The organism is Mesorhizobium calcicola (assembly GCF_042682105.1).
Taxonomy (GTDB): Bacteria; Pseudomonadota; Alphaproteobacteria; order Rhizobiales; family Rhizobiaceae; genus Mesorhizobium; species Mesorhizobium calcicola.
In genome coordinates this window covers 309,966-330,846 of record NZ_JBHUGY010000020.1, presented here as the reverse complement: position 1 = coordinate 330,846, position 20,881 = coordinate 309,966, and the positions used below count along the sequence as shown (strand labels likewise).

General features: G+C 62.3%; 18 protein-coding genes, 1 tRNA gene and 1 pseudogene. 9 read left to right on the top strand and 11 right to left on the bottom strand.

The window, feature by feature from the left end:
* Positions 1 to 58 precede the first annotated feature (58 nt).
* Entirely contained in the window at positions 59 to 793 is a 735-nt protein-coding gene (locus ACFSQT_RS13595; protein WP_379019321.1) for a TetR/AcrR family transcriptional regulator, read from the top strand.
* Here the strand turns inward: ACFSQT_RS13595 and yihA are convergent.
* The 6 genes from yihA to rpmH all read right to left on the bottom strand — a co-directional run bounded on the left by yihA (position 790) and on the right by rpmH (position 5,518).
* On the bottom strand, positions 790 to 1,449 hold the full coding sequence (gene yihA / locus ACFSQT_RS13590; RefSeq protein WP_379019319.1) for a ribosome biogenesis GTP-binding protein YihA/YsxC: 660 nt from the start codon (positions 1,447 to 1,449) through the stop codon (positions 790 to 792). The two genes, ACFSQT_RS13595 and yihA, sit on opposite strands and share 4 nt — an antisense overlap.
* Positions 1,446 to 2,084, bottom strand: a complete 639-nt coding sequence (locus ACFSQT_RS13585) for a CatB-related O-acetyltransferase (protein ID WP_379019317.1) — start codon at positions 2,082 to 2,084, stop codon at positions 1,446 to 1,448. The genes yihA and ACFSQT_RS13585 overlap by 4 nt, the downstream gene beginning before the upstream one ends.
* Positions 2,085 to 2,442: 358 nt before the next feature.
* Entirely contained in the window at positions 2,443 to 3,003 is a 561-nt protein-coding gene (locus tag ACFSQT_RS13580; protein WP_379019315.1) for a fasciclin domain-containing protein, read from the bottom strand.
* A gap of 181 nt (positions 3,004 to 3,184) precedes the next feature.
* Positions 3,185 to 4,999, bottom strand: a complete 1,815-nt coding sequence (gene yidC / locus ACFSQT_RS13575) for a membrane protein insertase YidC (protein WP_379019313.1) — start codon at positions 4,997 to 4,999, stop codon at positions 3,185 to 3,187.
* 14 nt (positions 5,000 to 5,013) lie between these two features.
* Positions 5,014 to 5,367: a ribonuclease P protein component gene (gene rnpA, locus ACFSQT_RS13570; protein ID WP_111545239.1), complete on the bottom strand. Its 354-nt coding sequence runs from the start codon at positions 5,365 to 5,367 to the stop codon at positions 5,014 to 5,016.
* Positions 5,368 to 5,383: 16 nt separating this feature from the next.
* Positions 5,384 to 5,518 (bottom strand): 50S ribosomal protein L34, encoded by a 135-nt coding sequence (gene rpmH / locus ACFSQT_RS13565; RefSeq protein ID WP_008833937.1) that lies wholly within the window; start codon positions 5,516 to 5,518, stop codon positions 5,384 to 5,386.
* A 279-nt stretch (positions 5,519 to 5,797) separates the two neighbouring features.
* Between rpmH and ACFSQT_RS13560 the strand changes: the two genes are divergently transcribed.
* Entirely contained in the window at positions 5,798 to 7,288 is a 1,491-nt protein-coding gene (locus tag ACFSQT_RS13560) for an ATP-binding protein (RefSeq protein ID WP_379019311.1), read from the top strand.
* A 323-nt stretch (positions 7,289 to 7,611) separates the two neighbouring features.
* A tRNA-Arg gene (locus ACFSQT_RS13555) sits at positions 7,612 to 7,688 on the top strand.
* 78 nt (positions 7,689 to 7,766) lie between these two features.
* Here the strand turns inward: ACFSQT_RS13555 and ACFSQT_RS13550 are convergent.
* Entirely contained in the window at positions 7,767 to 8,246 is a 480-nt protein-coding gene (locus ACFSQT_RS13550; RefSeq protein ID WP_379019309.1) for a hypothetical protein, read from the bottom strand.
* 695 nt (positions 8,247 to 8,941) lie between these two features.
* On the opposite strand from ACFSQT_RS13550, the gene ACFSQT_RS13545 reads away from it, so the two are divergent.
* A complete protein-coding gene (locus ACFSQT_RS13545) occupies positions 8,942 to 9,091 on the top strand; it encodes a hypothetical protein (RefSeq protein ID WP_379019307.1) in 150 nt (49 codons plus the stop codon).
* 1,265 nt (positions 9,092 to 10,356) lie between these two features.
* Here the strand turns inward: ACFSQT_RS13545 and ACFSQT_RS39820 are convergent.
* Positions 10,357 to 11,031, bottom strand: a pseudogene (locus tag ACFSQT_RS39820) (hypothetical protein); the annotation flags it as partial.
* Between the two features lie 1,563 nt (positions 11,032 to 12,594).
* On the bottom strand, positions 12,595 to 15,456 hold the full coding sequence (locus ACFSQT_RS13535) for an ATP-binding protein (RefSeq protein ID WP_379019303.1): 2,862 nt from the start codon (positions 15,454 to 15,456) through the stop codon (positions 12,595 to 12,597).
* Between the two features lie 407 nt (positions 15,457 to 15,863).
* Between ACFSQT_RS13535 and ACFSQT_RS13530 the strand changes: the two genes are divergently transcribed.
* The 4 genes from ACFSQT_RS13530 (at position 15,864) to ACFSQT_RS13515 (ending at position 18,556) form a co-directional block, all read left to right on the top strand.
* Positions 15,864 to 16,280 (top strand): organic hydroperoxide resistance protein, encoded by a 417-nt coding sequence (locus ACFSQT_RS13530; RefSeq protein ID WP_379019440.1) that lies wholly within the window; start codon positions 15,864 to 15,866, stop codon positions 16,278 to 16,280.
* A gap of 61 nt (positions 16,281 to 16,341) precedes the next feature.
* A complete protein-coding gene (locus tag ACFSQT_RS13525; RefSeq protein WP_379019301.1) occupies positions 16,342 to 17,403 on the top strand; it encodes an alpha/beta fold hydrolase in 1,062 nt (353 codons plus the stop codon).
* Between the two features lie 68 nt (positions 17,404 to 17,471).
* Positions 17,472 to 17,690 (top strand): hypothetical protein, encoded by a 219-nt coding sequence (locus tag ACFSQT_RS13520; protein ID WP_379019299.1) that lies wholly within the window; start codon positions 17,472 to 17,474, stop codon positions 17,688 to 17,690.
* 74 nt (positions 17,691 to 17,764) lie between these two features.
* Positions 17,765 to 18,556: an alpha/beta fold hydrolase gene (locus tag ACFSQT_RS13515; RefSeq protein ID WP_379019297.1), complete on the top strand. Its 792-nt coding sequence runs from the start codon at positions 17,765 to 17,767 to the stop codon at positions 18,554 to 18,556.
* A gap of 236 nt (positions 18,557 to 18,792) precedes the next feature.
* Here the strand turns inward: ACFSQT_RS13515 and ACFSQT_RS13510 are convergent, their stop codons facing one another.
* A complete protein-coding gene (locus ACFSQT_RS13510) occupies positions 18,793 to 19,203 on the bottom strand; it encodes a hypothetical protein (RefSeq protein ID WP_379019295.1) in 411 nt (136 codons plus the stop codon).
* Between ACFSQT_RS13510 and ACFSQT_RS13505 the strand changes: the two genes are divergently transcribed.
* Complete coding sequence (locus ACFSQT_RS13505; RefSeq protein WP_379019293.1) at positions 19,196 to 19,960, top strand: SDR family oxidoreductase; 765 nt, start codon at positions 19,196 to 19,198, stop codon at positions 19,958 to 19,960. The genes ACFSQT_RS13510 and ACFSQT_RS13505 overlap by 8 nt on opposite strands.
* 69 nt (positions 19,961 to 20,029) lie before the next feature.
* Here the strand turns inward: ACFSQT_RS13505 and ACFSQT_RS13500 are convergent, their stop codons facing one another.
* Positions 20,030 to 20,731, bottom strand: a complete 702-nt coding sequence (locus ACFSQT_RS13500; RefSeq protein WP_379019291.1) for a GntR family transcriptional regulator — start codon at positions 20,729 to 20,731, stop codon at positions 20,030 to 20,032.
* Between the last annotated feature and the right edge of the window lie 150 nt (positions 20,732 to 20,881).

Here is a 20,881-nt window from a genome sequence, read left to right as displayed (position 1 = left end):
GACCATATCAAGTGCAATCGAACCGATTGGTTCGAATTATTTTCGAGGTGTGACTTTCATGGCCGAGACTCCGCCCAACGTCGAAACCGACCCGTGCGGCGACCTGCTGGACAGCCTGCGCCGTGGCCGCCCGGCAGCGGGGCAGGACCCGGTCAAGCGCAGCCAGATCATCGAAGGCGCTCGTCGTGTCTTCATCGACAAGGGCTTCGAAGCGGCGTCGATGAACGACATCACGCGCGAGGCCGGGGTCTCCAAAGGCACGATCTACGTCTATTTCGCCAACAAGGAAGAGCTGTTCGAAGCGCTGATCGAGGAAGAGCGCGGCACGATCTTCAAGAACATGTACGACGTGCTTGATAACGCCGACGACCTGCGTGAAACGCTGGTGAAGTTCGGCAAGGTGCTTGCCCTCAAGATCACGTCGGCCAAGGTCATCCAGGCGCAGCGCACGGTGATCGGGGCGTCCGACAGGATTCCCGAGCTTGGCGCGCGTTTTTACGAGCGCGGCCCGAAACGCGGCCATGACAGGCTGATGGTCTTTCTCAATGCCGCCATCGAGCGCGGCCTGCTGCGGATCGACGATGTCGATCTTGCCGCCTATCAGTTCACCGACCTGTGCCTGGCCGGTCTTTTCCGTCAGTGCATCTTCTCCTACCGCACCAAAGCCCCGAGCCAGGATGAAATCGACCACGTCGTCAGCTCGGGGGTCGGCGTGTTCCTGAAGGCCTACGGCACCGAACGCCTTGCCGCGGAAGAAAGCCACCAGACGATTGCAATCGAGGCCAGGCCCTAGCCCCCATTGGCGGCAAGCACGATGGCGGCCTGCAATTCCTCAAGACCCTCGGCCTTTTCCGACGACGTCGCCAGGACGAATGGAAACGCCGCCGGCCGCTTCTTGATCTTTGCCAGCGTCTCCTCGATCAGCCGAGGCACACCGGCAGCCTTGATCTTGTCGGTCTTGGTCAGCACGATCTGGTAGGAGACCGCCGCCTTGTCGAGCAGCGACAGCACTTCGTCGTCCTTGGCCTTGATGCCATGGCGGGCGTCGATCAGCACATAGACGCGCTTCAGCGTGACGCGGCCCTTGAGATAGTCGAAGACCAGCTTGGTCCACTCGTCGACCTTCTCCTTCGGCGCGGTGGCATAGCCGTAGCCCGGCATGTCGACCAGCGCCAAGGGCGGCAGGTCGGCGCCCTCGCCGGAAAATCCGTCCGGCACGAAATAGTTGAGCTCCTGCGTGCGCCCCGGCGTGTTGGAGGTGCGCGCCAGCCCCTTCTGGTTGACCAGCGCATTGATCAGCGACGACTTGCCGACATTCGAGCGGCCGGCAAAAGCGATTTCCGGCGGCCCTTCCGGCGGCAGGAACTTCATTGCCGGCACGCCGCGGATGAATATCCACCCACGCGTAAACAGTTCGGTGCCGATCGCGGTGTTGTTCAGAGCGTTCAAGCTGCTGCCTCCAGAAGAGAAATATCGGCACCCCTGATAGCATCGAGGTTGCGGCTGATCTTGTCCACCGGCCAATCCCACCACGCCACCGCCAGCAGCCGCCTGATCGTCCTGTCGTCGAAACGCATCTTCACCAATTTGGCCGGGTTGCCGGCGACGATCGCATAGGGCGACACGTCGTGCGTCACCACCGATTTCGCGGCAATGAAGGCGCCATGGCCGATCGTCACGCCGGGCAGGATCACCGCCTCCATGCCGATCCAGACATCGTTGCCGAGCACGGTGTCGCCGCGCACTTCCTTCGACCAGGTCGCCGGGTCAAAACCCTTTTCCCAGCCATGGCCGAAAATATTGAACGGATAGGTCGAAAAGCCGGACATGGCGTGGTTGGCGCCGTTCATGATGAAGCGCGCGCCCTCGGCGATGGCGCAGAACCTGCCGATGATGAGCTTGTCACCAATGAACGGATAATGATGCAGGACGCATTTCTCGGCGAATTTGTCCGGCCCGTCCGGGTCGTCATAATAGGTGTAGTCGCCGATCTCGATGTTCGGCGCGCTCACCAGTCCCTTCAGGAAGCCGACGCGGGTATGCATCGGGATCGGGTGCTTGATGTTGGGGTTGGGTCCGTCCATGTCGAGGTCCGTCGAATAATTGCCCGCCAGGCGTCAGGCGGGCATGCGCCGTTCAAGATAGCGTGACCCGCCCTATAGCACCAATCGGCTGACGAGCGAGCCTTCCATGGCGGCGTGCTCATTTGCCGCCGCGGCAGGTCACGATCGGATCGTATAGCGCGCTGTCGAAACCGCCAACCTGGTCGCCGGTGACGTTCGACGCTCCCGGACTGTGAAGCCAAAATGAAACCGGGGTCCTGCAACGGATCTGCAGGCCCCGGTCGTGCCGAGACGGCTCCCCCAAACTCGACCTCGCATGAGGTTGAAAAAAGCGGCGTTCCAGAAAGCCGACGGAACAGCTGCCTTCTTCCGCGGGCCGTTACTTCGGCAACAGCACCTTGTTGACGACATCGATGACGCCGTTCGACTGGTTGACGTCGGCGATCGTCACCCTGGCCTCGCCGCCGGACTCGTCAATGATGTAGAGCTTGCCCTTCTTGACCTCGGCGGTCAGCGTGTCGCCGGAAACGGTCTTCATCTCATACTTGCCGCCCATCGCCTTGGCCTTGGCCATCATATCCTTGCCGGAGATCTTGCCGGCCACGACATGCGCTGTCAGCACCTTGGTGAGCTGGTCCTTGTTCTCGGGCTTGAGCAGCGTGTCGATTGTGCCCTTGGGCAGTGCCGCAAACGCTTCGTTGGTCGGCGCAAAGACGGTGAACGGACCGGCGCCCTGCAGCGTGTCGACCAGGCCGGCGGCCTTGACGGCGGCGACCAGCGTCGTGTGGTCCTTCGAGTTGACGGCGTTCTCGATGATGTTCTTGGTGGCATACATCGGCGCGCCGCCAACATTAGGGTTCTTGGCATAGGCGGGGGCGACGATCGTCGCGCCAGCGACGAGTGCGGAAAGGGCGATGATCCTGAATGACGGCAAACGCATGTGTTCTTCCTCCGGTGAGGGCTGATCGGAATTGATAGCCTTTGGAATGCACACGCAGTCACGCCCCGCGACCGCTTTCAGTTTCGTCGATCACGGGAACGTGAACCGAGCTCAGGCCAAATGGAAAAGCCCCGGACCAGCCGGGGCTTTGACAGAGAGTTTCGACGGAAAGAGAGGCCTGCTATTCCGCCGGTGACGGTTTCTTCCGGAACAGCGCGACCAGGTTGTCCCATAGCTCGATCTTGGCGCCCTGGCGCTTCATGATCACGCCCTGCTGGAGGATCGACAGCGTGTTGTTCCAGGCCCAGTAGATGACCAGACCGGCCGGGAAACCCGCCATCATGAAGGTGAAGATGACCGGCATCCAGGTGAAGATCGCGGCCTGCGTCGGGTCCGGCGGCGTCGGGTTCATGCGCATCTGCAGGAACATGGTGACGCCCATGATCAGCGGCCAGACGCCGATCATCAGCATGTGCGGCAGGGTGAGCGGAATGAGGCCGAACAGATTGAAGATCGAGGTCGGATCGGGTGCCGCCAGGTCCTGGATCCAGCCGAAGAACGGCGCGTGGCGCATCTCGATGGTGATGTAGAGCACCTTGTAGAGCGAGAAGAAGACCGGGATCTGCAACGCCACCGGCCAGCAGCCGGCCAGCGGATTGATCTTCTCGGTCTTGTACAGCTCCATCATCGCCTGCTGCTGCTTCATCTTGTCGTCCGCGTATTTCTCGCGGATCTCGAGCATCTTGGGCTGCACCTTCTTCATGTTCGCCATCGACGCGTAGGACTTGTTGGCGAGTGGGAAGAAGATGGCCTTGACGATGACGGTGGTGGCGAGGATCGCCAGGCCGAAATTGCCGAAGAATTTGTAGAGCGTGTCGATCAGCCAGAACATCGGCTTGGTGATGAAGTGGAACCAGCCCCAGTCGATCAAGAGGTCGAACCGCTTGATGTGGCGGTCTTCCGCATAGGCGTTGATCTTGCCGACCTCCTTGGCGCCGGCGAAGATTTCGCTCTCCAGCGTCGCCGACTGACCTGCATCGACGGTGATCGGGTCGGTCAGGAAGTCGGACTGATAGCGATGGCGGCCGTCCTCGAAAAAGGCATAGCGCGGCTGGAACGGCTGCTTCTCGGTCGGCACCAGCGTCACCGCCCAGTATTTGTCGGTGATGCCGAGCCAGCCGTCGGTCGACTTGCCCGGCATCGCCTGCTTGTCCTTTTCGATGGACGCGTATTTGTGTTCCTGCAGGCCTTCGGTGCCGGTGAAGCCGATCAGGCCCTCATGCAGCACATAGGTGCTGGCGACGGCCGGCTTGTCGAACCGGGTGACACGGCCGTAATTGGACAGGGAGACGGCAGCCGCGCCCGAATTCTGGATCGTATCGGAAACCGTGAACATGTAGTTGGTGTCGACGGAAAAGGTGCGCTTGAAGGTCAGGCCCTTGTCGTTCGAATAGGTCAGCGTCACCGGCGTCGTCGGCGTCAGCGTCGCATTGCCATCGACGGCCCAGACCGTCTCGGGACCGGGCACCGCGCCGGTCTTGTCGTTGCCGACAAAGCCGATCTCGGCATAATAGCCCGTGGGCAGCGCGGCCGGGTTGAGCAGGCTGATCTCGGGCGAATTCTTGTCGACCGTCTCGGTGTAGTGCTTGAGCTTGAGGTCGTCGAGACGGGCGCCGGTCAGGTTGATCGAGCCCTCGAGGCTCGGCGTGTCGATCTTGACGCGCTTGGTCGTCTCCAGAGCCTGTTCGCGGCTGGCCGGCGTCACGGCGTCGGCGTTCGGCGTGCTCGGAATGGCGCCCGGCGTCGCGGGCGTCCCGGTACCGGCGCCGGGATTGGCGGCGTCGGCGGCCTTCTTCTGCTCCTCGACGCGCTGCTGTTCGATGCGGGCCGCCTCGCGCTGGGCTTCGCTGCGCGGCAAGACATAGAAATATTGCCACACCGCCAGGATCAGCACCGACAGCGCGATGGTGATGAAGAAGTTCCGGTTGTTTTCCATCGAAAGCCTTTGGCCTATCGTGTTCCGCGCAATCGGCGGGAGAGTTCGGCCTTCAACTGGCCGAACGGAATGGTCAGCACATCTTCGCGCCCGACGATGACATAGTCATTGCCAGGCGCCATGTCACTTGCCGCATGCGTACGGACGGCTTCTCGCAGCCGCCGGCGGACGCGGTTGCGGACAACCGCGTTGCCGACCTTCTTGGTGACGGTATAGCCGACACGCGGCGACAGGCCGTCGCCGCGGTCGAGAACCTCAACGAGAAAAAGCCGCCCGCGTCGCTTTTCACCACGACGGACGGCCAGGAATTCGGCGCGCTTCAGAAGCCGCTTGGGATTTGGTCCCACTGGCTTGCCGGATGCGGGCAACGATCTCGTCTTCCGTTCAGGCGCTGAGCCGCTTGCGACCGCGGTTGCGGCGAGCTGCGACGACGCCGCGACCACCCTTGGTGGCCATGCGGGCACGGAAGCCGTGCCGACGTTTGCGGACGAGTTTAGACGGTTGGTAGGTACGCTTCATTTGTTTTAATACCGCGGGGTGCGGCCCTTCTTGATTCTGTCACTGTGTAACAGGAGCTTTGCCGGGCCGGTTTTGGCGCGATCGAAACCGCGCCGGGACGAATGGCCCGAGCGTGAGCGGGCTTATAGAAAGAAGGGTTTTGGAAGTCAATCCGGCGTCGTCAGCCCGAAGCCGGTCGTCGTTCAGGCAGGTTTATGTGCCCGACGAAGGATGAAATTGGCAAAAAAGCCGTAATCGCCTAATCTGCGTTGATCAAGTGATTGTGAAGACACAAGCCGCATGAGCGAAACCATACGAGCGGAGGAAGGGACCGGTACCCCGGCGCCAGCCGCCGTGCGCACCGTGCCGCTGTCGCGCGGCCTGTCGACCAAGTTGCTGCTGCTCACCATCGTTTTCGTGCTGCTGGCCGAGGTGCTGATCTTCCTGCCCTGGATCGCCAGCTACCGGCTGAACTGGCTGAAGGAGCGGCTGAGCACGGCGGCGGCGGTGTCGATCGTGCTGGTGCAGGGTGAATCCACCTCGCTGTCGCGTACGGCCCAGAACGACGTGCTGATGGCGATCGGCGCCAAGGCGATCGCGGTGCGGGACGGCGGCGTTTCGCGGCTGCTGGTGGTGGCCGAGATGCCGCCGCAGGTCGACGAACACATCGACATCGCCTCGATCGGCATGATCAAGGGCATGACCGGCGCGCTCGACACGCTGTTTTTCGGCGGCAAGCGGATGCTGCGCGTCTTCGGCCCGGTCGGCGACAGCGACAAGGAGTTCGAGCTGATCATGCCGGACAACAGTCTGCGCAATGCCATGCTGCGATATTCGCGCAATGTCGCCTTCGTCTCGCTGCTGATCTCGCTGTTCACCGCAATGCTGGTCTATGCCGCGATCGACCTGATCATGATCGGGCCGATCCGGACGATGACGCGCTCGATGCTGTCCTTCTCCGAAGCGCCTGACGACCCCGGGCGCATCATCCATCCCGCCGCCCGCGCCGACGAGATCGGCGTCGCCGAGCGCGAGCTGTCGCAGATGCAGGAGCGGCTGCAAAAGATGCTCTCCGAGCAGAAGCACCTTGCCGACCTTGGCCTTGCGGTCTCGAAGATCAACCATGACATGCGCAACATCCTGGCCTCGGCGCAGCTGATGTCGGACCGCCTGCGCCAGGTCAAGGACCCGACGGTGCAGGCCTTCGCACCGAAGCTGCTGCGCGCGCTCGACCGCGCCGTCTCCTACTCCGAAGGCGTGCTTCACTACGGCCGCACCCAGGAGCCGCCGCCTTCGCGCCGCAGGCTGCGGCTGCGCCAACTGGTCGAGGACGTGCACGGCCTGCTCGACATCGACCAGGGCATCGAGTTCGTCAATGCGATCGAGCCGGCCTTCGAGGTGGATGCCGATTCCGAACAATTGTTCCGCGTGCTCACCAATCTGTGCCGCAATTCGGTGCAGGCCATGGCCGCAGACAAAGAAAGCGCGCTGGTCCGGCGGCTGGCGGTTTCGGCCGTGCGGCTGGGCAGCGTCAGCCGCATCGTCGTCACCGACACCGGCCCCGGCCTGCCGCCCAAGGCGCGGGAAAACCTGTTCGCGGCCTTTCGCGGCTCGGCCCGCAGCGGCGGCACCGGCCTTGGCCTGGCGATCGCGCACGAACTGATCCGGGCCCATGGCGGCACGGTGGAGCTGGTCGAAAGCATTGGCGGGCGCACCACGTTCGCGGTCACCATCCCCGACCAGCCGGTCCGGCTCGACCAGGCCCGCAACGGCCTGCGCCGCCCGGCCTGATGGGTCGGGCGCTTTTTCGTCCCCCGACGAACTCCCTTTCCAGTCCAGCCTTTTTCTTCCCAGGAACATGCAGCCAGAAAGTGGCTCCGGCTTGGGAGGACGACATGCATGGAAGGCGCGTCGTCTGAATCCGCCCAGACACGATGCGCGTGGGTTGCTTTGAAGCGCTGGGAAACGGGCTGCCATTGCCGGATGACGCACCTGCGACAAAACTTTTGCCGGATCGGCTTGCTTTTCCGAAATTCAGTCGTTAGGGAACACGTCTCGTCGCGGCCGGTCGTTCACGATCGGCTCGCGGGGTCATGGAAGACATGGCCTGTTGCGCGCCCGTAGCTCAGCTGGATAGAGCACCAGACTACGAATCTGGGGGTCAGGAGTTCGAATCTCTTCGGGCGCGCCAAATAAATCGACATGTTAGCTGAATCGCGCAAAAGTGCGCGCAGGTCGAACTCGTCAAAGAACCGTCGGCACTGGCGCGTTATTGCGCCGTGCAACTGCCCGGCAGTCTTGGATAGAAGCATTCCGTCTCGACCCCATCCTGGGCGTGGCTTGCGTTGTCGGGCTCGACCTTGGTGTTGAGGAAACGCGTTGCGAAGTCGCCCGTTGCGGGAAATTCGGTCGGCGTCGGACGCGCCGCCTGTCCCTGGTCCTGCGCCTTGAAGCCGGCCGGAAGTTTGAACGAGAAGCCGAAACATCCGGCCGCCGGGCAATCGAGATCCTTGACCGCCCAAGCCCGGCAAACCGCGTCCGCTTCCTTGGCCAGCGCCGGATCGGCCACGAGCAACGGATCCTTGCCTGGATCCGCGGCCGCGAGTTTCGAACCGCAGGTTCCGTCCGCCTGCCAGCCGCAAAAGGTCGCCGGGCCGCAGAGGCCGTTCTCCGGTCCCCGCGGATCGAGTTCGGACAGGCCGTTGAAATTGGTCTCGACAGTCAGCACGCCGTTGGAGACGCCTTTCACGGTGAACCACTTCGCCTCGGACGGGGGGGGCCGGAGCGAACATGATAGGCGCGGTCGCCAGGCTTGCGCGCACGGGCTTCACCGTTGCCGTGTCAAAGCCATCGCCGACATAGATCTGGTAAGTCTGGGCCGTGGTCGGCTTGGCATAGAGGAAGAACATGTAATAGGTCTGATCGGGGGCGAAGACATTCACGTCCCGCGTCTGCCGCATCTCCGTATATTTCTCCGTGTTCTGTGTGTCCTTGGAGATCGACGTATCGACGTAGTAGAGCCCGTCGTTCACCGTCAGCGTCTCGCGCTGGTACATGTTCTGGCCACCCATGCGCATGAAAGGCCAGCGGCACGCGGCCGTATTGGCGTTTCCGGCGCAGCCATTGGTCTGCCAATGGCCCAGTTCGGCGGCTGTCAGATACTGTCGGAAAAGCGGCACGCCATAGCATGCCCCGTTCGAGCACTCGCTCGACCATTCGCCTCCCTGGCCGAGATCGTGCGAGTCTCCGCAGCGGCCGAACGGCTGACCTTGATCGGGCGGCGGATTCTGCGAGCATTCCGGCGCGATCACGGTCGCCACATAGTCATAAGGGCTCGTCTTCGCGGTCGAGGGCGCCGGAGCCGGCGGCGGCGGCTTTTGCGGACACACCAGCGAGGGACTGACCCTCAGGTTCGATTTGCATTCCGAGGTTTCGAGCCTGGCGTTGAAATATTGGTCCTCGTTGATCGAGATCGTTTCCCCGCCGGGCTTCGAGCTCACGAGCCCGGTCAGCGAACCATCGTCGTCGGTGAGTTCCGTCTGCCGGTCGATCCCGCTCCAGCCGTCGAACATGGTCGACGTCGACGTGCAGTAGAAATTCGTCACCGCGTTCGGGCCCGTGGTCGCCGTGAGATAAGTGCCTCCCTGGCCGAAATCCTGTTTCCCCGTCACGCCATTAGGCGCCTGGAACAGGGGATCGAATACGAAATGACGGATGTCGACGTTGCTGAAATACAGGTTCGTCGAATGAAAGGCGGGCGGATAGAAGAAGCCGTTGTTCTGCTTCCAGGCGATGGCCGCGTTCGGCAGATAGCATTGGCCGTTCGCCGGATCCTTCGTCACGCCCGCGACGACGCCCGAGCCGTACATGCAGCCCGGATCAGTACCCGATCCGGTCACGGCACAGTTTGATTTCGTGATGTCGAGGAAGGCGTTGGAATCCTGATAGGCGGGACCATCGTAGATGTTGAAGAGGCGCTGGCCCACGTCGAAATTGACCAGCGGTATGGAAATACCATCCTTCGCGCTGAGGCAATAGTTGCTCGGCGCCATGCCGGCCTCTTGCCAGTCGCAACGCAACTTCGAACTGGCGTTGAACGGCCCGGCGTCCAGCGCATAGGAATGGGCGTCGTCCTGCGGCTGGGAATGACCGATGAAAACGCTTTTGCGCGCGAGAGCCCAATAGCCCCGGATCACGGACGCATGCGTGTAATCGCCGCCGGTGATGAAGGTCAGGCCGCCGTTCTGAACGTCCGACAGCACGCTGTTGGCGACGAGATACCACTGGTTGCGCAGCCAGATGGCCGCGGCATTGTGCTGGGCCCAGTGGAACATCGAGGTGAACTTGTCGATGACGGTCACCGCGCAATGTTCGGTGTGGCTCGGATCGCAGAAGGCGACGCCGTCGCAGTCATAGGTTCCGTCGTCGTTCCTGTTGCACGCGGTTGCGTGCCGATTTCCGCCGACCGCATGCGGATAGTAGTGATCCTCCGCTTCATTGTCGTTCGGATCGGGCGCGAGACTGCGGACCGCGACGAGGAGGTTGGTGGGCGCGCTCGCCCGCGCGGGGTTCGCCGGAGTGCCGTGCGAAGGCGTGACGACGCCCGAGCAAGCCGGCGCGTCGCCGGTGGTCTGGAAGGACATCATCGTCGAGGTGGCGAAATTGCCGACAAAGGCCTTGAGCGGCGTCGCGCCCCGAAAACCGCCGTCCTTTTGCAGGCCGGCATAGCCGGACCACTTCATGTGGCGGTGATCGGGGCTGTTGTCCGACGTCATCACGTCCGGCATGTCGCTGTTCCAGGCCGGAACGAACCAGTAGGCCGATCCGCAGGCCGTGGCGCCGGCCGCCATATTGCCGATGAACTCGTTCCAGCCGTTTGCGATCCAGAACACGGTGGGATAAGCGGAATCGGTCAGGAAGGGGAATTCCGCGACGCGCTTGGTGTCTTCATTGGCGGCGAGGATGCCCGGGATCAACCGCGGATTTTGAGCATTGGCCACCGCGGCGCGGGCGAGGATGCCGAGATTGCCGTAAAACTTGTTGTCGGTCTCGGTGCCGTCCTCGAGATAGAAGCCATGGCCGATCGACTTGTACCCGACATTGCCGGCAAGCAGGACGCCCTGCGTGGAGTGAAGCACGATCCAGCGGGTCATCGATTCGTTGATCGACGAATCCTGCACGAAGGTTCCCGCCGGGGTCTGGCGGGCCATGTGGAAATGGACCGGATAGTGCGCCATCCGTCCACCCTGCCCGAGCTGCTGGAATTCGACTCCCTTGACGTGAACCGCCTTGAACCCCTGCCGGAACACGACTTGACCGCCGAGCGAATAACACGGGCCTTTCTGGTCTTGGGCGACACAAGGGTTCTCTGGGGTCGAGTTCGGAAATTCGTCGCCCGGCGCGTCGCCTCCGGAGACGATCCGGATGCTGCGGTTCAGGATGGCGACGGCGGCTCGGGTCTCGACGCCGTTCTTGACGAGATCGGGGTCGAGATCGAGTCGCCCCTGCGACAGCGCCAGCCTATCGGTGAGCATGTAGCGCTCGCCGTTGTGAGGCCAGGCAGCGCCGTGATCGACCCGGATCTTCTCGAGCCACTGTCCGGCGGGACCGTCGCCCGTGCTGGCCGCCTCGACAACGAAGGTTTCGGAATGACCGGGCAGATAATCGGTCGTCGTCACGACGATCTGATCGCCGGCTTCGACATGCAGGTTCTCCGGATGGTCGTTGCTCGGGCCCGCGACGACGAGCGGATCGTTCGACCCCGCGCCGCCGCCTGCCGCAACCGATCCTTCCAGCCGGGTCCAACTCGGATGCGTCAGTTGCGGATTGGAGCAGCCGAGCGAGTTGCAGGAGCCTTTCGCGCCCCAGAGCTCGAGGCTTCCGCCATAGGAGACGGCGAGGACCTTGTAGCCGAAATACCCGACTTGCTTGCCCTTGTCGTCGCAGGGCGCCTCGCCCGACCAGACCGAGCCGTCGGAGCATTTGCCGTCGCCGTGCAGCGGCCCGTAGCGGTAGAAGAAGTCCGGGACGTCGCCCGGCAGAACAAGCTTCGTCTTGCCATTGTCGCTCCAGACGGAGGCGGGAATGCCGCACGGGCCGGTCTCGGAATTCTCGACCGTCCGGCACAGGGCACCGAGTGCCGGACCCGTCGTGTTCCTGTCGGCGCCATAGAGATGGATCGTCAGGACGCCGCCATAGATCCCGTAGGGTTGTCTCGATGACCCGGCGACGACCGTCCCGCCATTCTCGACGAGCATCGATTGAGCCCAGAAGTGGGTGGCCGTGGGTTTAACCACCTGATCGAGTTCGTCGAAGACGAGCCGCCCCTTGTCCAGAACGTTTACGTCGGCGAAGATGTATGTCTGGTTGGGTTTGACGTGGCATTCGCCGTCGACCAGAAGGTCGGGCGGACTGTTCAGCGCGCCCGAGGCCGGCAGAAATCCGCTCGAGCATGTGACCGGAGTGCCCTGCTGACCCTGCCCCGCGATTTCGGCCGGCAAAGCTGGCGAGAGTGAAAGTGCGAGGAACAAAAGGGCGCCGAAAGAGCGGCATAGGCGCAGGGCCGCCCCGTTGCCTCTATGGTTGATATGCATCGCGCATCCACCCTTCCTGATTGTTGGTCGCAGTGAATTTCCGAGTCAAGAATATCGTTCGCCTCTCGCGAGGTGAATGACTTTCACGCGAAGCAGGTCAATTTCACTCAGAACAGACTGGGTCTCGCCGCGCTCCGCATTCATTTGGCAATTGAGTATATCGTGTACCAATTACAGAAAAACGCAAACAAGAAAGTGATCGAATTGTGTTACGTGGCTGTGACGATCACCAGCCTGGTCGCGCGGTCAAGTTGGTGATCGTCGCCGGCCTGCTATCCGCGGAGAGCCGTTGGATCAACGCCCAGAACATCGAAGTCGCGGGCGGCTACAATCTGACACAAAGGAGAGCACCATGCTGGACCACGTCTCTCCTATCGGTCAGCAACATCGATCGTTCGATCGCCTTCTAGGAGAAGGCGCCGGCGCCCCCGAGAGGTCAGGAGTTCGAAGCTCTTCGGGCGCGCCAAGTTTCCAAGGATTGCGGGCGCATGTTGCTAGTCTAGCCTAGTTCAGCGTTGCCAGCATGCGCGCTGCTGACTGCAGGTCTTCTGTCTCCAAGCCCTCCCCAAATCGCGCGAAAATTGGCTGGAGAAGTGCTCGGGCGGCCTCGTGTCGTCCGCGAGCGGACAGCAGGGAAGCAAGGTCGACTGCGGTCCGCAACTCCCATGCTCGCGCGCCCTGACGATCGCTGAGCTCCAACGACCGCCGAAAACAGAGTTCTGCTTCTTCGTCGGCGCCCGGTTGCGAGGCCGCGAGAACAAGGTTGCCCTTCACACGCAGCAGTTCCGGCATGTAGCAAAGATCGCCATTTGCCTCGACCTGCTGGATCGTCTCCTCGGTCAGTGAAAGCGCTTCCACGGATCGGCCTGTCGCCGCGAGGCCCTGAACGAACGAGATGTTGAGCGGCGTGGTGAGCAGTTCGTAGGGGGCGGCGTGAAGCTCGGCAAGACAGGATCGAAGGCTTTCGACACCGCTGCTTGCATTGCCTCGACGAGTGGCGAGTTCCCCTTTGAAGGCGCGAGCCAGGGCGAGATAGGGTCCGAGGGCATGAGATTCGGCGCGGGTGAAAAGACGATCGATATATTCCTCCGCACGCTTTAGGTCTCCGACCCAGAGCAGCACGGAAATCGCCCAGATAAGTGCTATGGAGAGCGTCAGGGGATGGTTTAGGACTTCCGCTTCCTCGACCGTCAGCTGCGCGCGCAATACGGCCAGATCCGGATGGCCTTGCAGCCAGAGCGTCCTTGCCAGAATTGACCCGGCCAGAATCCTTCCGTCGAAGCCAAGATAGTTCGTCGTGGTCCGGTCGGAGCGCGGTCCGTATCGCAGCGCCGCTTCGAGCGCGGTCTGGGCACGCCCGAGCTCCCCGCAGAGATGAAGTGAGATCCCCATCAGGGAGTGCGCCAAAGTGGTGGAAACAGTGTCCTCAAGGGTTCCGGCGATGACGGAACAGCGATCCGCATGGTGCAACGCAGCCCTGAATTCTCCCCTGCGCAGGTAGAACTGCTGCAACGGGCCGAGAATCTGAAGCTGATCGCGCGCGTCGCCACGCCGGTCTGCAATGGCAAGGCTTCTGTTCAAGGCCACGCGCGCCGCGTCTTTTCCGCCACGGGTGTACATCAGGGACACCCCCAAGGCGGCCTGTAGACGCATCTCGTCCGATCCGCCGCCAGTAGCGTCGTCGAGGGCAAGGACCGCCCGCGCCGTCCAGCGATGACATTCGGTGAGCAAAGACATCGACAGAAAAACAGGAGCCGCCCCGGCGGCCAGGCGGATGCCGACTTCAGTGTTCCCGCCGGGCCCGAAGCACCAGTCCAGAGCCGCTCGCACATTGGCCAGGCCCGCCAGGTGAAGCGACCGTTGCGCGGCGCTCGACAAGGTAGGCCACTCTTCTCCCGTTTCCTCCAGCCAGCGCAGGTAATGGGTCGCGTGACGTTCTGCCAGGCCCGCGAGCTCGGCATCGTCGACGTCGAGGTGGAGGGCGTAGGCCCGCGTCGTGTCGAGCAGCCGGTAACGCATCGTTGCTCCGGCAGGCCTTGCCGCCACCATCGACTTGGCAACAAGACTATCGACAGCGCCAAACACGAGAGCGTCGTCGACGGTTGCGCTCGTCGCGACTTCCAGAGCGGCCTCAATCGAAAAATGGCTAACGAATACCGCGAGCCGACGAAGCAGATGGCGCTCGAACTCGGATAGTAGTCCGTAGCTCCAGTCCAAAGTGGCCTGGAGGGTCTTCTGCCGCGGCGGCGCGGTACGTTGCCCCGCCCACAACAGCGTCAGCCGTTCGTCGAGAAGTTCCGCGGTTTTCTGCAGGCCGTAGCTCGCAACCCGTCCAGCCGCCAGTTCGATCGCGAGCGGCACGCCGTCGAGTTTGCGGCAGATGCCAGCCACGGTGGCGGCATCCGTATCTTGGAGGTCGAGCAAAGCACCGCTCGCCGCGGTGCGTTCCAGGAACAGCTGGGTCGCCGGGAAGCTATGCGCCATGGAAGCGGTGAGTTCCAGATCGTCGGGCGCGCATGCAAGCGGCGCCAGCTTGTAGACGTACTCGCCTTCGACCTGAAGAGGCTCGCGGCTCGTTGCCAGCAGGTGAGCTTGCGGTGCAGAAGCGAAGATGCGGGCCGCCAGGTCTGCCGCTGCGTCGATGACATGCTCACAGGTGTCGAAGATCAGAAGGATTCGCTTGTCCGCAAGATAGGCGATCAGACTGGACGTCGCGTCGTCGGACTGAAGTGATAGCCCCAGCATCGAGGCTACGGTCGGCGCAACCAGCCTGGGATCACTCAGCGCCCCGAGGTCGACGAAATGCACAGCTCCCGCGAATGCCTCGACTAGATCATGGCCTACCGCCACTGCAACAGTGGTCTTGCCAACACCGCCTGTGCCAACGATCGTGACGAAACGCGTGCCGGCCAGTTGAGTCGAAAGTGCGACGGTGTCATCAGTCCGGCCGACCATCCGGATCAGGCGGCTTGGCAGATTGGCCTGTGGATAGCTGGCGACGACCTCCCTTTGAACATTGTTTTGACTACCCGATCGCGAGACCGGTGCCACAAAGCAGTAGCCCCGTCCCGTCAGGGTGGCGATATAGCGCGCGCCGTCCTTGCCGTCGCCTAACGCCTTTCTGAGGTTGGCGATGTGAAACCGCAAACTGCCTTCTTCGACGGTGACGTCGGGCCAGACGTGAGCCAGCAGATCCTTCTTGCTGACGATCTCGTTGGGACGCGCAGCCAAAGCTGCCAGTATATCGAAAGAGCGCGCGCCTAGATTGACAGGCACCCCTTGCCGCAGCAGCAGCCTTTCGCCCGCCGCCAACGTGAAGGGACCAAACGATATCCTGTCGCTCGTCTGCGCAGCTGGCAATATCATGATGTCATTCTTTCATTGCATCCTCATTGCTGGGCAAATTCTTGCTTCCAGGTCCAGGACCTATGTCGCAGAAAGTCCCATTTCGTCGCTCCGGAGCGACGATTTGAGGCAGGACGTGATAGCAGCCAAGGCCAGTTCCAAGTGTGCGGTCACTGGCGAGCGCTAACACCGCATCACAGTGCATAACGGGTGCTCCTGCCGATCCTTCTCTACGTGTCGAAGCAGCAAGAACTTCTGCTGACGGGCCCATGGAAAATGATCATCCCTGCACTGTCGTTATCGCTGATGCCGCGAAACTTGCGTCGGCCGCAAGCCCTTCAGTGTGCTTGCGCGCTCGTCGATAGCGAAAGTACGCGCCAATTTTCCCATCGATCTTCGAAGTGCCTTTTGCAAGGAACACCCAAATCATGACTCAATCTGAAAAGCTATTGTATACGGCCAAAGTTCGCACCACGGGCGGCAGGGATGGCACGTCGCGCAGTTCCGACGGCCGACTGGACATCAGGCTCTCCACGCCCGGCGGCCCAGGCGGCGGCACCAATCCGGAGCAGCTGTTTGCGGCCGGTTGGTCAGCCTGCTTCGAGGGCGCGATGGCAATCGCTGCCCGCAAGATGAACATCATACTGCCAGCTAGTCTCGTGATCGATGCGGAAGTGGATCTGAACGTTGCCGACGGCGCCTTCTTCCTCGGCACGCGCCTCAATGTGAGCGTGCCGGGGCTCGACCGCGACATTGCCCAGGCTGTTGTGGATGCAGCGCATCAGACTTGCCCCTACTCGAAGGCTACGCGCGGCAACATCGAAGTCGCAATCAACCTGATCTAGCCCACCGATCACTTTGATCGATCGGCGAGACGCATTCCCGTCACAACAAAGCGGTGCACCAATGAACACATTCGAAACCCCGGAAAAAATCGACCATCATCGTCGTCGCCTCTTCGGCGTCGCTGCCGCAACGGTCGCCGCAGCGCAACTCGGTGCGATCGGGATAGCGGAGGCGCAAGGCGTCGCGACGGAAACAACCGCTTCCCGCACGCTGAAGCCACGGACCTCGTTCTCCTCAATGAAGCAGATCGACGCCGGTGTGCTGAGCGTCGGATATGCCGACGACGGTCCTGCGGATGGCCCCCCGCTCATCCTTCTGCATGGATGGCCCTATGACATTTACAGCTATGTCGATGTCGCGCCGCTGCTTGCAGACGCGGGGTACCGGGTCATCGTGCCATATCTGCGCGGTTACGGCACGACGAGGTTCCTGTCGGACGCAACGCCAAGAAACGGTCAGCAGGCGGCGCTTGCGTCCGATATCGTCGCCTTGATGGATGCGCTGAACATCCAGAAAGCGGTGGTCGCCGGCTACGACTGGGGCGGGCGGACGGCCAACATTATCGCCGCGCTCTGGCCTGAGCGCTGCAAGGCCATGGTGTCGGTCAGCGGCTATCTCATCGGCAGTCAGGCGTTGAACCAGGCGCCGCTGCCGCCGAAGGCCGAATTGCAATGGTGGTATCAATATTACTTCGCCACTGAACGGGGGCGAGCGGGTTATGAGAAATACACTCGGGATTTCACCCGCCTTATCTGGGAACTTGCCTCGCCGAAATGGGCTTTCGACGACGCCACCTTCGAACGCTCCGCTGCCGCATTCGACAATCCCGACCACGTCGCCATATCGATCCACAACTATCGCTGGCGACTCGGTCTGGCGCCGGGCGAGCCGAAATATGATGCTTTGGAAAAGAAGCTGGCGGCGTTTCCGACGATTGATCTGCCGACGATTACGATGGAAGGCGACGCAAACGGCGCGCCGCATCCCGATCCGGCAAAATACGCCAAGAAGTTCTCCGGCAAATACGAACACAGACTGATCTCGGGCGGCATCGGCCACAACCTGCCGCAGGAGGCCCCGCAGGCCTTTGCGCAGGCGGTCATCGACGTCGACAAGTTCTGACGAGCTGTCAGGCTTTCCGATGAAACCTCTCCACTTCCTGCCATGTGTGTGCGATCGTTGCGTTATCCGTGTTCGCAGCGATGGCCGGAGCAAATGGCTATGCGAAGCCGCAGGCTGCGTCGCCGATTTATGGCGTCACGATCCCCGAGGGATATCGGCAATGGGAACTGATCGCGCCGGCTGAGGAAGCAGAACCCCTGAACGAGCTTGCGGGAGTCCTCGGGTTGAGCATCTCGACGGGCTTTCCGCAGGAGGACGGCCGCAGGTTCAGCCCAGGAACCCTCTGAAATGTCCCCTTTTTAGCATTGCGTCCACCGCAACAAAGACCACACCGATCGAAACCGTTGAAAGGATATATGAGATGAAAAGACTGCTGGTAGGATTGGCATTCGCCATGGCGGTATTCAGCAACGCTTACGCGGGGGCCGAAAAGCCCGCTATCCTTAAGCCCACTATTGTTCTGGTTCATGGTGCGTTCGCCGACGCGTCGAGCTGGAACGGCGTCGTCAAAATCCTCGAGAAGGACGGCTATCCTGTTGTGGCTGCCGCCAATCCCTTGCGGGGCGTCGCCAATGACGCGCAATACGTTGCCGATATTGTGTCCGGCATTGGATCGCCTGTCGTTCTGGTCGGGCATTCCTATGGCGGATCGGTCATCAGCGAAACCGCCGACCCCCACTCCAATGTCAAAGCGCTGGTCTATGTTGCGGCGTTTGCGCCGGACGTCGGCGAGACGGCCGCCGGGCTCGCGGGCAAGTTTCCAGGCAGCACGCTTGCGCCCACTCTTGCTCCGCCCGTTCCGCTATCAGGCGGAGGGAAGGATCTCTACATCCGGCAGGACAAGTTCCACGACCAGTTCGCGGCAGACGTTTCCGGCCCTGAGGCAAAACTGATGGCCGCCACGCAGCGACCCATCACGGAAGCGGCGCTGAACGAGACCCAGACTGCGGCGGCATGGAAGACCGTACCGTCATGGTTCATCTACGGCGACGAGGACAAGAACATCCCGGCGCAAGCTTCCGCCTTCATGGCCGCACGGGCTCACTCGCGGGATACCGTCGTGATCAAAGGCGCCTCGCATGTGGCGATGGTCTCGAACCCCGGACCTGTCGCGCGGCTGATCGAGAAGGCGGCTAGGGAGGCATCGCGATGAAAGCCGTCGTAGTGAACCGACGGGGCGGACCGGACGTCATTGAGTTTGTGGAGGCGTTCGAGCCAGTACCAGGACTGACATCGGGTCGTTGCCGAATGTCCGCTTCAGCCACTGTGTGTTTCGAAAGCGGACCGACAGATTTCGGCGCAAATCGGGCCGCACTACGCTGGACGCAAGGAGCGGCTTTCTTTCCCGGTCATCCTGAAAGCTGACAGTCCGCGTCAGATGGCTCTCGCCTATTGCCTGCGACGCCTGGTCGAGGAGGCAAGATAACCCGTCGCAAGCATCATCACGGCGACCGCGATACCGGCGCTGATCACGCCTGCCGGCGTTATCCTGGCACTGCCTTGCAAGGTAACATGCTTGCCCAAGCGCAGGTCGAAAACCGACTTGATTTCCTCAGGATGTGAAGGGATCGCGGGCGAAGCTTCTTCCTCGACAACTGACATTTGAGCCTCCGGTTCGAATCTGCCGTTCGCGCAGTGGCTGGCGACCGGTGCGCCAACATTCTGTGCAATGGCCGAACCTGTCAGAACTGATAGGTGCCAAAATAACACAGCAGTACCAGTTTCATCTCCTCCGGCGCGCCAAATCCATTCATAGACTATGGTGCGTTGATTGCGATCAACGGAGCCTGATTTGACCATATCCCCTGCCAGCATCAAGCGTGCGCTGATCACCGGGGCCGGCGCGGCCGACGGCATCGGCTTTGCCATTACCCGGCAACTCGGCCATGCCGGCCATGCCGTTGTCCTCACCGGCGCCAGCGCGCGGGTGCTCGATCGCGCCGCCGAGCTTCGTGCGGAGGGCATCGATGCCGCTGCCGCGGTCGCCGACCTCACCATCGCCGCCGATGTCGAGCGGCTGCGGGCTGATGTCGGCGCGGTCGATATCCTGGTCAACAATGCCGGCATGGGCTCGCTGGCATCGCCATCGGTCGACAAGGCGTTCCTCGCCATGACCGAGGCCGACTGGGACCGAGGGATCGACGTCAGCCTGAAGACCGCGTTTCTGGTCACCCGGGCGTTTCTGCCAGCGATGGTCGAAGCGGGCTACGGGCGCATCGTCAACGTGGCGTCGGTCACCGGGCCGCTGGTGTCTTTCGAAGGCACATCAGCCTATTCCGCCGCCAAAGCCGGCATGGTCGGCCTGACGCGCACGCTGGCGCTCGAAGTGGCAAGACACGGCATCACTGCCAACGCCGTGGCCCCCGGCTGGATCGAAACGGGTTCGTCGAGCGAGATGGAGCGAACCGCGGCCCTGCATACGCCGCCGGCGCGGGCCGGGCGGCCGGATGAAGTCGCCGCGGCGGTGATGTTCCTGGCGTCGGAAGGCGCCAGCTATGTCAATGGCGCCGTGCTGGTGGTCGACGGCGGCAACAGCCTCCAGGAGCGCAAGGGCTGAAGGCCCAAAGGCGCTTGTCATCAGGGCTGAGTTGGCGGCAGGCGGCGGTGTTCAGGCCTCCCGGCCCGCTCAAGACGCCTTGGCCAGGAAACTCTGGTAGTCCGACTTGGCCTGCAGCAGGCGCAGCACATTGTCGCGCGACCCGCGCACATGGGCGCGCGCCAGGGTGCCGGCGCGGCTGGCGTCGCCGGCGCAGATCGCATCGACGATCTCGGCATGCTCGTCGCGGGCGATCTTCCATTCGTCCAGCCACAACAGCTCCGTCCAGACATAGTGCTGGCACTTGTCGAGGATGCCGCACAGCATGCCGTGCAGCATGACATTGCCGCTGATCTCAGCAATGACGCGATGCAGGTCGATGCCGACCTCGAGCTCCTGGAATTTTTCCCTCGTGGTGCGATCCGGAATGGCGGCCAGCCGCTCGCATTCGGCCAGCATGGCGCGCAGCCGCGCCTTGTCCTGTTCGGTCGCCGCGGCCGCGGCCAGCTCCGTCGCATGGCCGTCGAGCAGTTCGCGGATCTCGAAGGCCTCGCGGAACATGCTGATGTCGAACTCGGTGACGACATAGCCCTGGCGCGGCCTGCCGGTGACCAGGCCATCGCGTTCGAGCCGGTTGAAGGCCTCGCGCACCGGCGTGCGGCTGACATTCAGCTTCGCGGCGATGTCGTTTTCGGTGACGCGCGAGCCCGGCTGAATCTGGCCGGTCACGATCATCGCCTTGAGCGAGGAATAGACCGAGTCGCGCAGCGTATTTTTGGTTTCCTTGGCCAAGGTTCCGTCCCCAGTTCTCCGGTCTTCCAGCCGGAACACACAAAGCTGTAGTCGCAGTCGGCGCAATTTGCCACGCCCCGGCGAAGCCGTCCCCCACCGCCTTGACCGGATCGAAATTCGATCACGCGGCCGGTGTTGACATCATCGATC

Bases quoted from the DNA above. Each gene is read 5' to 3' on its own strand.
- ACFSQT_RS13595 (WP_379019321.1), top strand. From the start codon at position 59: ATGGCCGAGACTCCGCCCAACGTCGAAACCGACCCGTGCGGCGACCTG.
- ACFSQT_RS13585 (WP_379019317.1), bottom strand. From the start codon at position 2,084: ATGGACGGACCCAACCCCAACATCAAGCACCCGATCCCGATGCATACC.
- ACFSQT_RS13580 (WP_379019315.1), bottom strand. From the start codon at position 3,003: ATGCGTTTGCCGTCATTCAGGATCATCGCCCTTTCCGCACTCGTCGCT.
- yidC (WP_379019313.1), bottom strand. From the start codon at position 4,999: ATGGAAAACAACCGGAACTTCTTCATCACCATCGCGCTGTCGGTGCTG.
- rpmH (WP_008833937.1), bottom strand. From the start codon at position 5,518: ATGAAGCGTACCTACCAACCGTCTAAACTCGTCCGCAAACGTCGGCAC.
- ACFSQT_RS13560 (WP_379019311.1), top strand. From the start codon at position 5,798: ATGAGCGAAACCATACGAGCGGAGGAAGGGACCGGTACCCCGGCGCCA.
- ACFSQT_RS13535 (WP_379019303.1), bottom strand. From the start codon at position 15,456: ATGATATTGCCAGCTGCGCAGACGAGCGACAGGATATCGTTTGGTCCC.
- ACFSQT_RS13530 (WP_379019440.1), top strand. From the start codon at position 15,864: ATGACTCAATCTGAAAAGCTATTGTATACGGCCAAAGTTCGCACCACG.
- ACFSQT_RS13525 (WP_379019301.1), top strand. From the start codon at position 16,342: ATGAACACATTCGAAACCCCGGAAAAAATCGACCATCATCGTCGTCGC.
- ACFSQT_RS13515 (WP_379019297.1), top strand. From the start codon at position 17,765: ATGAAAAGACTGCTGGTAGGATTGGCATTCGCCATGGCGGTATTCAGC.
- ACFSQT_RS13510 (WP_379019295.1), bottom strand. From the start codon at position 19,203: ATGGTCAAATCAGGCTCCGTTGATCGCAATCAACGCACCATAGTCTAT.